At 67.7% G+C, this 13,324-nt stretch carries 17 protein-coding genes and 1 pseudogene; 5 read left to right on the top strand and 13 right to left on the bottom strand.

The genetic code is table 11. The features are described from left to right. Window positions 1–38: 38 nt before the first annotated feature. Window positions 39–470, bottom strand: coding sequence for an NUDIX hydrolase (locus ACSIH6_RS13860; RefSeq protein WP_435108681.1), 432 nt, complete (start codon window positions 468–470; stop codon window positions 39–41). Then, a complete protein-coding gene (locus ACSIH6_RS13855) occupies window positions 467–1,231 on the bottom strand; it encodes a GntR family transcriptional regulator (RefSeq protein WP_435108680.1) in 765 nt (254 codons plus the stop codon). Before ACSIH6_RS13855 ends, ACSIH6_RS13860 begins: the two co-directional genes overlap by 4 nt. A gap of 422 nt (window positions 1,232–1,653) precedes the next feature. On the opposite strand from ACSIH6_RS13855, the gene ACSIH6_RS13850 reads away from it, so the two are divergent. Together ACSIH6_RS13850 and ACSIH6_RS13845 are read left to right on the top strand one after the other, a co-directional pair. After that, window positions 1,654–2,199, top strand: coding sequence for an ATP-binding protein (locus ACSIH6_RS13850; RefSeq protein WP_435108679.1), 546 nt, complete (start codon window positions 1,654–1,656; stop codon window positions 2,197–2,199). After that, complete coding sequence (locus tag ACSIH6_RS13845; RefSeq protein WP_435108678.1) at window positions 2,196–2,705, top strand: hypothetical protein; 510 nt, start codon at window positions 2,196–2,198, stop codon at window positions 2,703–2,705. Before ACSIH6_RS13850 ends, ACSIH6_RS13845 begins: the two co-directional genes overlap by 4 nt. 92 nt (window positions 2,706–2,797) lie before the next feature. Here the strand turns inward: ACSIH6_RS13845 and ACSIH6_RS13840 are convergent, their stop codons facing one another. The 9 genes from ACSIH6_RS13840 to ACSIH6_RS13800 all read right to left on the bottom strand — a co-directional run bounded on the left by ACSIH6_RS13840 (window position 2,798) and on the right by ACSIH6_RS13800 (window position 8,513). Continuing rightward, window positions 2,798–3,361 (bottom strand): GNAT family N-acetyltransferase, encoded by a 564-nt coding sequence (locus ACSIH6_RS13840; RefSeq protein ID WP_435108677.1) that lies wholly within the window; start codon window positions 3,359–3,361, stop codon window positions 2,798–2,800. After that, window positions 3,354–3,974 (bottom strand): lasso peptide biosynthesis B2 protein, encoded by a 621-nt coding sequence (locus ACSIH6_RS13835; RefSeq protein WP_435108676.1) that lies wholly within the window; start codon window positions 3,972–3,974, stop codon window positions 3,354–3,356. The genes ACSIH6_RS13840 and ACSIH6_RS13835 overlap by 8 nt, the downstream gene beginning before the upstream one ends. Then, on the bottom strand, window positions 3,971–4,489 hold the full coding sequence (locus tag ACSIH6_RS13830) for an asparagine synthase-related protein (RefSeq protein WP_435108675.1): 519 nt from the start codon (window positions 4,487–4,489) through the stop codon (window positions 3,971–3,973). Before ACSIH6_RS13830 ends, ACSIH6_RS13835 begins: the two co-directional genes overlap by 4 nt. Then, window positions 4,482–5,645 carry an albusnodin/ikarugamycin family macrolactam cyclase gene (locus ACSIH6_RS13825; RefSeq protein WP_435108725.1) on the bottom strand — a complete coding sequence of 388 codons (1,164 nt, stop codon included), beginning with the start codon at window positions 5,643–5,645 and terminating at the stop codon, window positions 4,482–4,484. Before ACSIH6_RS13825 ends, ACSIH6_RS13830 begins: the two co-directional genes overlap by 8 nt. A gap of 34 nt (window positions 5,646–5,679) precedes the next feature. Continuing rightward, complete coding sequence (locus tag ACSIH6_RS13820) at window positions 5,680–5,793, bottom strand: albusnodin family lasso peptide (RefSeq protein ID WP_435108674.1); 114 nt, start codon at window positions 5,791–5,793, stop codon at window positions 5,680–5,682. 160 nt (window positions 5,794–5,953) lie between these two features. After that, on the bottom strand, window positions 5,954–6,796 hold the full coding sequence (locus ACSIH6_RS13815) for a helix-turn-helix domain-containing protein (RefSeq protein ID WP_435108673.1): 843 nt from the start codon (window positions 6,794–6,796) through the stop codon (window positions 5,954–5,956). Beyond that, window positions 6,797–7,351, bottom strand: a complete 555-nt coding sequence (locus ACSIH6_RS13810) for a DUF6879 family protein (RefSeq protein ID WP_435108672.1) — start codon at window positions 7,349–7,351, stop codon at window positions 6,797–6,799. It lies immediately after the preceding gene. A 364-nt stretch (window positions 7,352–7,715) separates the two neighbouring features. Then, window positions 7,716–7,991 carry a GNAT family N-acetyltransferase gene (locus ACSIH6_RS13805; protein ID WP_435108671.1) on the bottom strand — a complete coding sequence of 92 codons (276 nt, stop codon included), beginning with the start codon at window positions 7,989–7,991 and terminating at the stop codon, window positions 7,716–7,718. Window positions 7,992–8,006: 15 nt separating this feature from the next. Further along, entirely contained in the window at window positions 8,007–8,513 is a 507-nt protein-coding gene (locus ACSIH6_RS13800; RefSeq protein WP_435108670.1) for a flavoprotein, read from the bottom strand. A gap of 513 nt (window positions 8,514–9,026) precedes the next feature. On the opposite strand from ACSIH6_RS13800, the gene ACSIH6_RS13795 reads away from it, so the two are divergent. From ACSIH6_RS13795 to ACSIH6_RS13785, 3 genes and pseudogenes are all read left to right on the top strand, one after another. Then, window positions 9,027–9,707, top strand: a complete 681-nt coding sequence (locus ACSIH6_RS13795; protein ID WP_435108669.1) for a Panacea domain-containing protein — start codon at window positions 9,027–9,029, stop codon at window positions 9,705–9,707. Beyond that, complete coding sequence (locus ACSIH6_RS13790) at window positions 9,704–10,072, top strand: type II toxin-antitoxin system PemK/MazF family toxin (protein ID WP_435108668.1); 369 nt, start codon at window positions 9,704–9,706, stop codon at window positions 10,070–10,072. The genes ACSIH6_RS13795 and ACSIH6_RS13790 overlap by 4 nt, the downstream gene beginning before the upstream one ends. Window positions 10,073–10,121: 49 nt before the next feature. Next, window positions 10,122–10,842 (top strand): annotated as a pseudogene (locus tag ACSIH6_RS13785) (3'-5' exonuclease); the annotation flags it as partial. A 156-nt stretch (window positions 10,843–10,998) separates the two neighbouring features. Here the strand turns inward: ACSIH6_RS13785 and ACSIH6_RS13780 are convergent. Further along, complete coding sequence (locus ACSIH6_RS13780; protein ID WP_435108667.1) at window positions 10,999–11,718, bottom strand: DUF6518 family protein; 720 nt, start codon at window positions 11,716–11,718, stop codon at window positions 10,999–11,001. After that, the gene (locus ACSIH6_RS13775) at window positions 11,715–13,316 is read right to left on the bottom strand and encodes an alpha/beta hydrolase (protein ID WP_435108666.1); all 1,602 of its coding nucleotides are present in this window, start codon (window positions 13,314–13,316) and stop codon (window positions 11,715–11,717) included. The genes ACSIH6_RS13780 and ACSIH6_RS13775 overlap by 4 nt, the downstream gene beginning before the upstream one ends. Window positions 13,317–13,324 lie beyond the last annotated feature (8 nt).

Below are 13,324 nucleotides of genomic sequence, written 5' to 3'. Positions count from 1 at the left end.
CATAGCAGGCGGGGCCGAACGTGTATGTATTTCATCCCTCAGAGGAGTAGGTGTGTGCCGTCGTGGGTTCGCACGAACGGACCATTCTGGGCCAAGGCATCGGTGATGCGTACGCCCCGAGCCTCGGGAGCGGTGGCCAGGGCCTCTTCTGGGGCCAGCCACACAACTGCGGGTGCTTCGGCGCTGGTGCGTAGCCGTCCGCCGACCGGTTCGCAGAGGAAGGCCAACGAGACCACGCCGAGCTTCATGTTCTTGTACACCCCGGTCAGGCGCAGCGGCTTGACACGGATCCCGGTCTCCTCGAACACTTCCCGAACCGCGCACTGCTCGGGGGTTTCAGCGAGTTCGAGCACACCGCCCGGTGGTACCCAGCGGCCGTCGTCGGCGCGCTTGATGACCAGGACACGACCATCATCGGGACGGACGACTATGCCGGTGACGCTGACGCTGTGCAGTGGACTCGCGTTCACGACTGCTGTCCCCAAGAGTAGGTGAGCCGCCAGCGCAGGGCGGCCAGGGTGTTCGCACACACTTCGACGGGGCGGTCGGTGTTGTCGAAGGCAGTGCGCAGAATACGGAACACCGGCTGGCTGGGAGCGATGTTGAGGAAGGCGGCCTCGTCCGGCAAGGCGCTGCGGACCTCGATGTCCTCGGTGAAGCGCACCGGGCCGAAGCCGCGTTCGGCGAGGCGCTCGTACATGCCACTGGGACCGGTGTCGGGCATCGCGATATCCACACTCCCGGCAACGTCCATGGGGATGTAGGAGACGGCGAGCTGGATGGGCTTGTCGTCGGCGAACATGTGCCGTCTGCGTGTCAGGACCTGGGTGGCGGTGTCCAGGTTGAGTGCTTCAGCGATGTCCTCGGGAGCGTCTTGGGCGTCCCAGCGCACGAGCTCTGTCCGAGGTGTGAGCCCGGCTTCCGAGAGTCCTTCGGCGTATGCACTGGTCCCCTCAGAGGCGCGGTAATCACGGTCGATGCGGCGAATGCGCTTGACGGTGGGCATCTCCAGGACCATCGAGCCGCGCCCGTGCTCGGTGCGAATCCATCCTTCGGCCTGGAGCATGGCCATGGCCCGGCTGATGGAGCTCTGGTTCAGTCCGTACTCGCGGGCCAGGTCCGGCTGGCTGGGCAGCGTCGCTCCCGGCGCGTAGTCGCCCCTCTTGATGGCGTCACGCAGGAGCGCAGCCACCTGTTTGTACCGCGCCCTGGGCGGTTCGAGGGTGCTCATCCAGCCTGCCCCTTCCGGCATGTGTGTACTCGGGTCTCACCGTAGCGCGGGCTGTAAGGCTGGCCGCACTCCAGCTTCGGCTTCTATCTTATGTCATATGTCTTGACGCTTATGCAATAAGCTTCTAACGTGGGCGTCAACGATTGATGCAGGTGCTGCTCTGGCAGAGGAATGGCCATGACTGGTGAACGGCGGGCGCGCATGGGCGTGATCGGAGACCGGGGAGGGGCGTCCAGGCGACTGAGTCCCTGACAGCGAACCGGCACCCATGCGCGGATCACACGGACGCCGTCTCTCACTGTGCCGTGAACACCGCCTGCTGAGTGGCAGCCACATGAGAACGGGCTCTGGGGGCGATTGCCCCGCCCCCAGAGCCCAAGCCGACAACCACACCTGTTTGCACACAGAAGGAGCATGCCGACATGTCCATTGTGCCGCGTCCCCGCGCGTCGTTCCACACACCCACCCCAGGCTTCGCCGGGCGCCGCTGGGCCTCCCGCGTCTACCCCGGCGACCTCTCCCAGGCCTCCTGGGTTCGTGAGGACCTGCGCGCCGACCTGTTCCGCCTGGAGGGTCTGTGCCCCGACCTGGCTGACACGGTGGTGCTGTGCGCGAGCGAGATGTTCGCGAACGGGGTCGACCACTCCCGTTCCGGCGAGTCGGACGGCCGGGTGATCCGGATCCTGTCCATGCCCACCGCCACCACTTTGCACCTGGGCATCGTCGACGACGGGGTTCGGGAGTCCGCCCCCACTCTTCCGGAGATTCCGCGCCAGCGCACGGCGTCTGAGTGGGAGGAGGCCGAACGCGGCCGGGGCCTGCTGCTCATCGACTCCCTGGCCATGCGCTGGGGGAGCCGGGCCGTGGTGGACTTCCCGTCCTGCGGAGGCCTGGGCACGATCGTGTGGGCCGAGTTCACCCTCACCACCGACACCAACAGGACCGCAACCGCAGGGGCCGACCGATGACCGCCGAACCGGTCTCCTCGGGGGTGCGCGCGGTGCTGGACGCGCCCCGGGGACGCCGCTTCTCCAAGCCCAGCTACCCGACCCCGCTCACCCGGGAACAGCGGTTGCTCGCCCAGATGAAGGGCAACCCCCGCGTCGCCTACCGGCAGGCCCACGGCGAACTCCCGCCCTGGATGCACGTCCACGCCGCCCGACTGGCCGCACGCGACACCCCGAACCCCGAAGGTCCGGAGCGGCCGCGCAAGCCCGCCACGCCGCCGGTACGCCCTCAGACACCCGCGGTTCCGCGACCGCGCCCGGCCCCCGACGACGGTCCGATCCCGCCCCGGCGGGAGCGCCCGCCGCTGCCGCGCCGCCCCCGGCGTCCGCACAGCCACCGCAAACCGCGCAGCTGGTTCCGCACCGGTCGCCCTGGCCGCCCCGGCCCAGTGCGTCTGCTGACCGCCTACACCCTCGCCGTCAGCACGGGAGTCCTGGTCCACCACCTAGCCACGGCCCTGCTGTAGCGGGGGAGCGTCCCGCACTCGAACCACATCAGGAGGCCGCGCCGGATCGGGGGCCCGGCGCGGCCATCACCTTTCCGTTTTTTCAGGCCCTCTCAGCCGTCCGCGCCCATGATCACCGACGGCCCCGAGAAGTCCTCAGGCACGGCGTCCATCAGCAGCTCGTCCACCGGCACGCCCTGCCAGAAGCCCGCCTGACGCAGACGACCGGCGTGGCGGAACCCCGCTTTTTCGTAGGCGGCCACACCGGCCCTGTTGGGTTCGAGCACCTTCAACCACACCATGTGCAGCGCCGCCAGGTGGAAGGCCCAGTCCAGAGTGAGGCGCGCGGCCTCGGTGGCGTACCCCTTGCCGCGTTCGGTCGGGGCCAGGACGATGACGAACTCGGCGGTGCGCACGAAGCGATTGATCTCCAGCGTGGTCATTCCCACCGGTTCCGAGTCCTGGAGGCGCACCACCTCGAATTGGGGATAGTTCATGTTGCCGCGCTGGCGTTCCCACCCGGCCTCTCGGGTCTCCCAGGACTGGGGGACCTGGTTGCCGTAACCCATGAGGGTGCCGGGGTCGTTCTCCCAGGTGTGGTAGGTGGGCAGCATGTCCTTGCGGGGCATTCCCAGCGCAAGGCTCTGTCCGGTCAGCAGCACGTGCGGTTCACTCAAGAGTCTTCTCCAAGGTGGGCCCCAGCACGGGGCCGTCGGTTGTACGGATCGGGGTGTAGGCGCTGATGTCAGGCCCCTCACCCACGGGATGCCCGTCGCGATCGGCGACCCAGGCGTGTAGCCGGACCGGATCGGTGGCCAGCCCGTGGCGCCATTCGGCGCGTCGGCCGGTCAGGGCGAGCAGGAACGCGGTCGCCACCGACTGCTCCAGGCACGCCCATCGGCCGGGCAGGTAGGCGGAAAGGGCCCTGACAGCGTCCAGCGCCGCGCGGACACGTCCGTTCGAGGCCGGAGGCAGGCGGCGGCCCAGAGATGCCAGTACGACCAGACGGCCCAGACGCCCGCCCCGGGGCCCGAGAAGCAGGGCCGCAGCGGTCACCGTGACCGCTGGTAGGCACAGCAGCAGCCAGAGCGGTCTCCTGCGGGGCGGACACGGCAGTACCGCGGCCGTCTCGCCGGTCCCCCAGGAGGGGACCTGCTTCCCCAACCGGACGGTCGCGCACAGGCGCTGGCCGTCGGGCGGTGTGGTGCGCAGTTCGGTACGGCCGGTGCGGTAGTCGACGAGTACCCAGGCGTGCCCGGTGTCGACCGCGATCGTGGACGGGCGGTTCATGCGACGGCCCCGTCCGTTACGGACCAGCGGGGTACCGGGGCCTCTTCCGCCGCCTTCCACCACAGGTGTGCGCCCAGTGTGGTGAGCAGGTGAGCCCAGGGGACGCGGGCTCCCAAAGCCGCCGCGTGTACCGCTGAGCGCAGCTGCGCGGGGTCGACCAGCCCCGCCTCCGAAAGGGGCCCCTCGCACATGTCCAGCACCGAGTCGAGGTGGATGCGCACGGCACGGTGGTAGTCGCGGACGAACGAGCCCTTCGTTGTGCGCTTCCGGACGGAGTCGGGGAGTAGGTCCCCGAGGGCGTCCATCAACACGGGCTTGTAGCGCCGGGTCGAGAACCGTTCCTGTGCCGGGAAGGAGACCACCGCGTCGAGCACGGCTCCGTCGAAGTACGGGTTGTGCTGTTCGACGCCGACACGGTCGGCCAACTGGATGTCGGAGGCCGCCAACCTGGCCACGGTGTTGACGAGGGCGATCAGTGCTTCGTCGGCGTCGGCGGGGACCGGTCGCTCAGGCACGGGGGGACCGGAGCCACGGTGGAGCGCTCGGCGCGGAACGGGCCAACGAGGCCACATCATGGGTGAGCGCTGCCCGTACGTAGGGCCACGGTGCGCGTCGGCGCAGGCGTGCCCAGGCGCAGGCGTCGCGCCACACCCTCGCCCACTGACGATTTCGCGCCAGGGTCACCAGGTGGGTGGGCGGCGGAAGGAAGAGATTGTCTCCGCCGTCCCCGGTCATGTGGCACCCGTCTCCTCCCGCCCGCCTGGCGGTACGCAGTTGCCCGGCGAAGGCCGCCCAGCTCACCGCTGAGGGCGGTGGTTCGTCGGTGGGTGGGAGTGCCCCGGCGGACGGGCTGAACGGAAGATGCCGCTCGGTGACCTCGAAGCGCTCCCGGGTCAGCCCGGGAACGGTCAGGGCTCGTACATGGTCCAGATCCCCGCCTTCGACGCGGTCTCCGGGGTGGGCGGTCACACCGGTGACGGGACCGAAACGGGCCGCGATGACGGCGAGGGCGGTCGAGTCGGCCCCGGAGAGGTCGGTCGACATGGGACCGCCATGGGCTCGTGAGCGCACCCCTGCCACCAGAGTGGTCCGGATGCGGCACAGAGCCTCCTCACGCGGCAGCGCCGTGGGCCACCACCACCGGTTCACGGTCATGGAACCGGAGGTCAGGATCAGCCGGTGGCCCGGCGGGACCGGGCGTACCCCCGCCCACGCACTGTGGTTCGGAGGAACGGCGTGTTTGTCGCCCAGGTACGCCGCCAGCCACTCCCGGTCGATGCCGGAGCCGTCAAGAGCCGCCAGCGCGCGTGAGCTGGACCCCCACACGGTGAGTCCGTCACCGGTACGGGCGGTGTACACCGGGCACGCGCCGGAGGCGTCGGTGACGACCTCCAGTCTGTCTCCGGTGGAGCGGACGACGGTGAAGGATCCCGCCCAGGAGGCGGTGACGGCGGTGGGGTCGGGGGCGTGTGCCGCCTCGGCCAACCGGTCCTGACCGGCTGAGCAGGTACCGATGACCGCCAGGCGGACCCCCTCGCCCTCGAAGGTGCGTATGCGCTGCTCACGCCATGGCCCCACCGTCCACAGGGACGGAACCGACCATGGGAGGGCCGCGCCCGTCGGGACGGGAACACTCCGTCCCGACGGGGCACAGCCACCGAACCAGCGCATCTGGTTCCTGCCGCGATCAGCGGCACCGAACGTGTCAGTCATAGGGAGACTGCTTGCTCTCGACGCTCTGGTCGTCGCTGCCCTGAGTCAGGACGGCCGCGTCACCGAGCTCGATCACATCCGGTGCGCCTTCGTACGGTTCCTCCACGTGTACTCCTTCCTGTGGGTGTGGCACCAACATAGGAAGAAGCGGATTGACCAGCGATGAGAATACTCGCTTATGCGTATGCTCACGGGTGCCATCGGTAGTTCGAGAATAGTCTCGAATAAAGGTGCCTCGTCGCCTGTGCTCCTGGCCGGGGCGCGCGCTATCTGGCAAGCCTTTCCGCCGCATTCCTGAGAAGTTCCCTGGCCTGACCCTGGAAGCGGGCTCCGGAGGAGGCCATGGTGAAGACGTGCTCGTACTGCTCGATCTCGCTCTGATGGGTCAGGGTCAGTTCCGCGGAGACGGTTTCGACCACCACGGAGGACTCATCCTGGATCCAGAATCCGTGGAGGGGAAGATAAGGGGGAGAGGAATCGAAGGGGATAATCCCCAAGGAGACATGTGGAAGGTCGGAAACCGTGACCAACCGGTCGATCTGGGCGGCCATCGACTCCGGATTTCCTCTTCTGTGGCAGACGGTCGCTTCACTGATGACGAAACGGAACTGTCTGCCGCGTCGGTAGAGAATCTCCTGGCGACGCATTCGCTGCCCCACGGCGTCCTCGATACCGAAGGACGGTGTTCCGTTCTTGCGGTTGGCCGCTTCCAGGACCGCGCGTGCGTACCCGGGGGTCTGGAGCAGACCCGGGACGATCATTGGCTCATAGACCCGAAAGAGCCGTACGCGCTCCTCTTCGAGGGCCATACGCGACTGGATGCCGCCCAGGCCGCCGTGGAGCTGGTTCCTCCACTCCACCCACATCGATTCAAGGTCGTTCAACCTGGCGACGAGGTCATCGGTGAGCTGCGCTTGGTCGCAGACCTCAGTCCACGCGGCGATCTCGGCGGCGTTCGGTGCCTGACGCCCCGTCTCGATCTTGGAGACCTTCGGCTGGCTCCACGACAACAGCTCCGCGAGCCGGACTCCGGTCAGTCCCGCCGACCGTCGTACCTCGCGGAGCCGTCTGCCCAGATCCTGACGGGCTCGTTCGATGCTGTGGGACACCTAGGTATTGAATCCCGCGCGGCCTTCGGGTGCGAACTCGGTGTGCGCGACCGCGTGCCGCCAGGCGGTCTCACGCCATCGGCGGTAGCGGGCGACATCGTCGGGGTCGTCGACGCGTTCGAGTTCGTGGGGCACGTCATCGTCATCGAAGTGCAGGACGCAGGCCCACGTGTCGTCGAACAACCAGAAGTCGAGGTCGGGCAGTTCCGCCACGGCTGGGTGGTGTCGGGGGAGCCAACGGATGTCCTCCCCGGCCTCGATGTTGAACCGCGTGACGGCGTGTTCCCAGGTGATGTAGTCGCTCAGTGGTCGGGAGACGACGCGGACCCTCTGCCAGACCTTCCCTTCCTTGACCCCGGCGGTGACGTTGCGGTGCCAGGAGGAGGTGAGAGCGTGGTCCCTCTCCCGGCCGAGATCCCCGGTTCGGAGGAAGCGGTCGATGGTCTCGGCCTCCTCGTCGACGTTGTAGCGGTCGCGGACCTCCAGTTTCCAGGCGCTGTGTTCGAAGTCGGTGAACTGGCGGACGAAGTCGTCCTCAGTCAGGAGCCGTCCCATCGGTCAGGCGCCTTCGTCCGCGTAGCGCAGCAGCTCACGGGGGATCTCGACCAGGGTCTCGTTGTCCGCCAGGTCGCGGACGTCCGCGAGAGCGCCGCGTCGGTGACCTTGTAGCCCTGAACGACGATGGTGTCGCGATCAGTCCGGTAGAGGGTCGGGCACTTGCCGCCTTCGCTGTCGGTGCCCAGGAACGTCAAACGCATCAGTGCCAGCTCTCCTATAGTCGCGAATATTCTTCCAGACAGAGCATGACATGACGGAGGGCAACGAAGGAGTCGTTCCTCGTGACCGCATGTGGCCACGAGGCAGAGGCTCCCTGACAGACCAGGATCCCGGGGCGGCCGCCATCGCTTCCACCCCTCCGTCAGTCGTCCGCGTCCACGATCACCGACGGCCAGGGGAAATCCTCGGGCAGGGCATCCATGACGGCCTCGCCGCAGCGGCGCCCCTTCCAGACTCCGGAGCTGCGCATGGTGCCCATCTCCCGAAAGCCCGCTTTGGTGTAGGTAGTGCGCCCGTCGGTGTTGGGCTCCAACACCTTCGGCCACACCATTTCCAGGCCGATGACGTGGAAGGCGTAGTCCAGCGTCAGCTGCGTCGCGACGGTGCCCACACCCTTCCCACGGGCTTCGGGAGCCACGTTGGGCCCTTCTGATCAGAGGGAGTTCACGGTGTCGATGACCTGCCGCCACGTGGGCATGCGGCGTTCGTAGGGAGCGTCGGGATCGTACAGAACGGTGACCGCCTCCATCCCGCGCAGAGTGTCCAGGGAGCGGATGAACGCCGGATGGGAGGCGAGCTGGAGTTTGCAGTGGGGCACCACCACGGTGGGCACCCGGTACCCGGCCATCTCACACAGCAGCGCGACGGCGAAATTGTCCGCGAGGCCCTGGGCGAACTTGTTCACCGAGTTGAAGGTGAGCGGACACGCCAACACCATGTCGGCTGGTGGTAGGGCCTTGCCCGTGCCGGGCCTGCGGAACGCGGATCGGACCGGTTCTCCTGTGAGTTTCTCCAGCCGCGTCTGGTCGTGGAAGTCCAGGCCGGTAGGAGTGGCCAGCACCGCCACCTGCCAGTTCTGGCCCTGGAGAGCTTTGACGAGTTCGGGGGTTCCCTCGGGCGCGGGGGCTCCGGACACCACCAGGTACAGAGTTCTCGGCATGGTGCAGAGTCTAGGCAGGAGACTGTGGGCGACGCCCGGGGCTGATTTTTTGTAGGGAACCGCGTGCTTCCAGGCTGTGCCGCGCAGGCCGCGTCGGCCGCACCGGACCGGCCCGCCTGTTGGCCGCCTACACCCTCGCCATCAGCACCGGAGCCCTGGCCCACCACCTGGCCACGGCCCTGCTGTAGCGGGGGAGCGTCCCGCACTCGAACCACATCAGGAGGCCGCGCCGGATCGGGGACCCGGCGCGGCTCCACCCGTCTCACCAACGCCGACCGGTTGTCCACAGCCCAACGCCCCGCTCCTGCCGGAGTCTCCGCCCCTCGCTGACGTTCTCGGTATCGGAGGACCTCACCCCTCGACCCGCGGTCCCTGTTCGTCACATCCGCACGGCACCGAAACTCTTCCCGTTCGCCCACCGCGGCGCGTCGGGGCCTGTCATCATGAAAATGCCTTCCGCACGGCAACCGCAGTATTCGACAAGCCGCCCCCTAAGCTTGAAAGAGATTCGGTATGACGATCTCCTCGTGTGAGGCGGAGGTGACGCACGGCATGATCTTCAGCCAACCCGAAGACCCGCTGTTGCGCTCCGTCCTCTCCCTGTTCCGGGTCGCGCGGGACCAAGGGCACAGCCTCAACCGGACCAAGATCGCCAAGCTTCTCTACCTCGCGGACCTCTCCGCGGTGGAGAACGGGAGTGTCGCGTTCAGCGGCGCGACCTGGCGGTGGGAGAACTACGGCCCCTTCGACCCGGCCCAGTACCGGGTCGAGGACGCCTTGGTCGCCACCGGGATCATCGAACGCACACAGGACTCCCAGAGCCCCTGCGGGGAGGTTCGGCTCCGTCTGGTCGAGGACATCGAAGCGCCCCTCGAATCCGTACCGCTGACCGTGCTCGGCAGAACCGTCGCCGAACACGGCGGCAAGTCCGCCGCCCAACTGAGGGACCTGACCTACGAGACCGCTCCCATGGTGCAGGCCCAGTCCGAAGGCGAGCGCGGGGTGCTCCTCGATCTCAACCGGGCCAGGCGTCGCAGGCAGTACGCCGCACTCAAGGAGCGCTACCGGGCACGACTGGCTGACAGAGGCCCCGTCGAATCCGATACGGGTGTGGGTAAGGACCTTCTCGCGGAGATGGGCGAAACAGCCGAGGTCCGCCGTCGGGCGAACACGAAGGCGCTGGGTGAGGAGTGAAGCCCCCGATCAAACGCGGTGGGGTCTACTGGGTTCCCGACCGCCTTCTCGCCCTGCCCCCTGACTACGACCGGGACCCGCACCCCCGACGTGCCGTCGTGGTGATCAGCGGTGACGCCGAGCACGAGAACCAGGACTGGCCGATCGTCCTGGTCGCCCCGTGTTCGAGCCAGTCCTCGCGCAGGACCCGGTACTGCGTGAAGCTCAGCCAGGGTGTCGCCAACATGCAGAAGAAGTGCTGGGTCCGTGTCGCCGCCGCGCAACCGATCGCCAAGGAGGACATCGGCGACTACGTCGGTCAACTCCCCGCCCACCTGTTGGAGGACATCTACGTCAACCTCGCCGAGTACACCGGCCAGGTCTGAACGGAACCACCGAACTCTCCTCCCCCATGCCCGACACGGCGTCGGGGGAGGGGCGCGGCAGCTGACGGACGATTCCATGCGTCTGGAGCGACTCGACGTCACCACGGTCAACGCCCAGGCCGCCGAGGTCCTCACCGAGGCAGCCGGAGGCACCAAGCCCTCCTACGTCAACCACACCCAGGAGCTGGAGCGGTGGCGCGCCCTGGTGGAGGAGCGCCAGCTGCCGTGGACGGCCGAGTTCCTGCTCCAGGAGTACCGTCACATCCTTCTCGCCCAGAGCCTGGACACCCTTCCCGAGTACCTGTCCGCCACCCGCCGCGGACGCGGGCGTCCCCTGAGCGACGGCCAGCGCACCCAGGGGGGAGGTGATGTCCGCCTTCACCGTCCGCTTGGTCGCCGACGGTCTGCGCACGCAGTTGCAGGCGTGCGACGCGGCCGCGCGGCGGGCGGTCAACGCCCTCACCGAGGCGGGCGTTCACGCCTGCGAGCTGCGCACCGCGGGCCCGGACGATCCGGGGGTGCGCGCGGGGACGATGCACTCCCTCAAGGGGCTGGAGTTCCGGTGCGTGGCCGTCATCGGCGTCAACGACGGTGCCGTGCCCTATGCCAGGGGCATCACTCCCGAGGAGGTGGATCCGCTCCAGCACGAGGCCGACCTGATGGCCGAACGGTGTCTGCTCTTCGTGGCCTGCACACGTGCACGCGACCATCTGCACGTGTCGTGGTCGGGCCAGCCCAGCCGGTCCCTGACCGAGGCGGGCATCGGCTGAGCCATGGAAAGCGAGAATCAGTGTGACGTCAGCAGCAGGCGGAAGCGCTTGGGAGGCTGCCCCAGCCACAGGTGTCCGCGTGCACGCGGGCACCTGCCCGGGACATTCGCGTGCTCTCTCCACTCGCCGACATATCCGCTTACCCGCGCATGAGCCTCAGTAGTCTCCGCTCGCGAACCACATGAGCGAGAACACGGACAACATGCCGAAGGCGAACGGGATACTCAGTACGGCCGCCCACACCAGGGCCACACCCCGAGCGGCCCACCCACGGCACAGCGCCAAGAGGAGCAGTACCAGGGCCCCTTCGAGGAGAAGCACGCCCAAGTGGACTTCCTCCCCACCGGAGCTCACGTACGCCCTGACGCTCACCCACAGGAAGACCGCCATCAGCCCGAGGGGAAAACCCGCGGCGAAGGCCCTGACGCCCGTGGCGTGCGATCGGAACCTGTTGCCGAGGAACCCCAGGAGCGCCCCCGTGACCAACCCGACGAGCACCCAGACCCAGTACTCCCGCATGGTGTAGTCGCCGGCTGCCAGGTGGGTGGTGGCCAGGTGTCCGAGAACGGCGGACAGGTACGTGACTGAACCCGCGATGGCCGCCGACCGGGAACGGACCGCCGTCCAGCCGACCAGGAACGGCGGCGTGACATAGAGGCCGACGGACCATTCCAGGAACGGGAGCCCTTCGGAACTGAGTCCGTCGACGAACACCGCGAGCGCTCCGCAGACCAAGCCCGTTCCCACGGACAGCGCCAGGAACAGCCCCAGGTGCCGGTCCAGAAGGTCGCGGATGACGGAGGGCGGTTCCTGTCGGGACCTGTTCTCTCCGCCCGCCTGTCTGCTGTGAGGAGAAGGGGTGGGGTCCGTGTTCACCGGGGGGTGCCTCCTGTCAGTACCTCGCCCAGATAGCTGAGTGTCTCCTCGTCCGTGAAGTACCCGCTGTGGTCGGTGTCCGCTTCGGGATCGAGTCGGTTGCCCAGCTCCTCTCCGGGGTTGTCCGGATCCTCGAAGAACTCATCCTCGTGTAGCGGAGTTCCGAAACCCTCGATGAGGAGCCCGAAATCGTCTCTGGCATCCTCGATCCAGTCGTCGTCTCCCTGGATGACGTGCACGTTCTCCTCGTCGACGGTGAGGTCGCTGATGTGGTCGACGCTCGCGCCCGCCCCACCGACGAAAACGAGCGAGTCGGCGTCAAGACCGCCACCGATATGGGGGTTGGCCGCGGCACCAGCGATGTAGGCACCGTAGCTGTGTCCCAGCACGGTGTTGTGCGAGGGCTCATCACCTTGGTGTGTGGCACGCAGCCCTTCCTGGAACGAGGCGAGGGCCGTGGCGCCGTCCTTCGAGTCCCAGTGGGTGGGGGGTGCGTTGTATCCCATCCAGGTGATCGAGGCGTGCTCAGCGTTCGGATCGTTCTCGACCATCTGGGCGTGGAGCGCTTCGGAGCGTTCGATCGGAGTCGCGAGAGTGCCCATGTCGTTGAACATCCCGGGGACCATGGTGGAGACATGGTCCGCCAGGTCGGGGTTGCCAGTGGAGAGGGCCGTCTGTCCTCCCCCGGGGGCGAAGGGATCGAAGTGTATGAGGAACTTGTTGTCATCTCCCTTGGTCGCCTCCTCGATCTCCCGCAACTGCTGGAGAGCGAACGGATTGCTCCCGCCCCCGGGAGAGGAGAAGTGGTCGATCGCCTCCTCAAGCGCCGTGCGGTTCAGTTCGTCCCTGACGACGACGGGTACACCGTCCAGGTTCCGCAGGTCGTCCGGGTATTCCTCCATCGCGTGTTCCCGCTGGTTCGGTGCGAGGGTGGACCACCATTGCGCCACCTCCTCCGGAGGCCAGTCGTCCTGGGGTTCGAAGTCGACCGCTAGATCGGGTACGCCGCCGAAGAGGTGGATCTCCCAGCCGGTCATGAGGCCCGCGTCCTCGATGCGCTTCCAGGACGCGGCACCCGGGCCGTTGGTCAGAGCGTCCTTGGCGTCGTCGGTCGCGTCGTCCAGGTCCGACCGTGCCTGGGTGTGCTCGCCCAGGAGCCCCTCACGAACCCCGTTCAGGTAGTCCACCTCGGCCTGTTCCTGGGAGACGCCGTTGAACGTCATGGTGTCGGCGCCGAATTCCTCGATCCGCGCTAGGGCCTCGCGCTTGCACTCACTCCAGCGGATATGGAGGTCGACGCGCACACCTCGGTACTCCTCGACGGCGTCGGCGTACAGGGTGAACGTGCCCGAACCGTGGGTCAGGATCTCGGCCGCGTCCTCCCAGGTCTGGACCTCCTGTGCGGTCGCGTCCTTGATGTCCCAGGCGACCGTGTCACTGAACTCGTTCGCGGTCGCCCAGAAGCCGGTCTCCAGATCGGCCGACTGTCCGAGCATCGTGTTCCTGGTGGCGAGGAGGCCCGCGGCTCCGTCGCGTATGGCGTCCTCGTCCGCTTCGACGTCGTCGGGAAGACCGAGGACCATGGATTCGGGTGACATGTGGCCTT

Source organism: Nocardiopsis synnemataformans (genome assembly GCF_965343085.1).
GTDB lineage: Bacteria > Actinomycetota > Actinomycetes > Streptosporangiales > Streptosporangiaceae > Nocardiopsis > Nocardiopsis alborubida.
The sequence above is the reverse complement of the archived record's forward strand: the minus strand, read 5'-3'. Positions and strand labels throughout refer to the sequence as shown.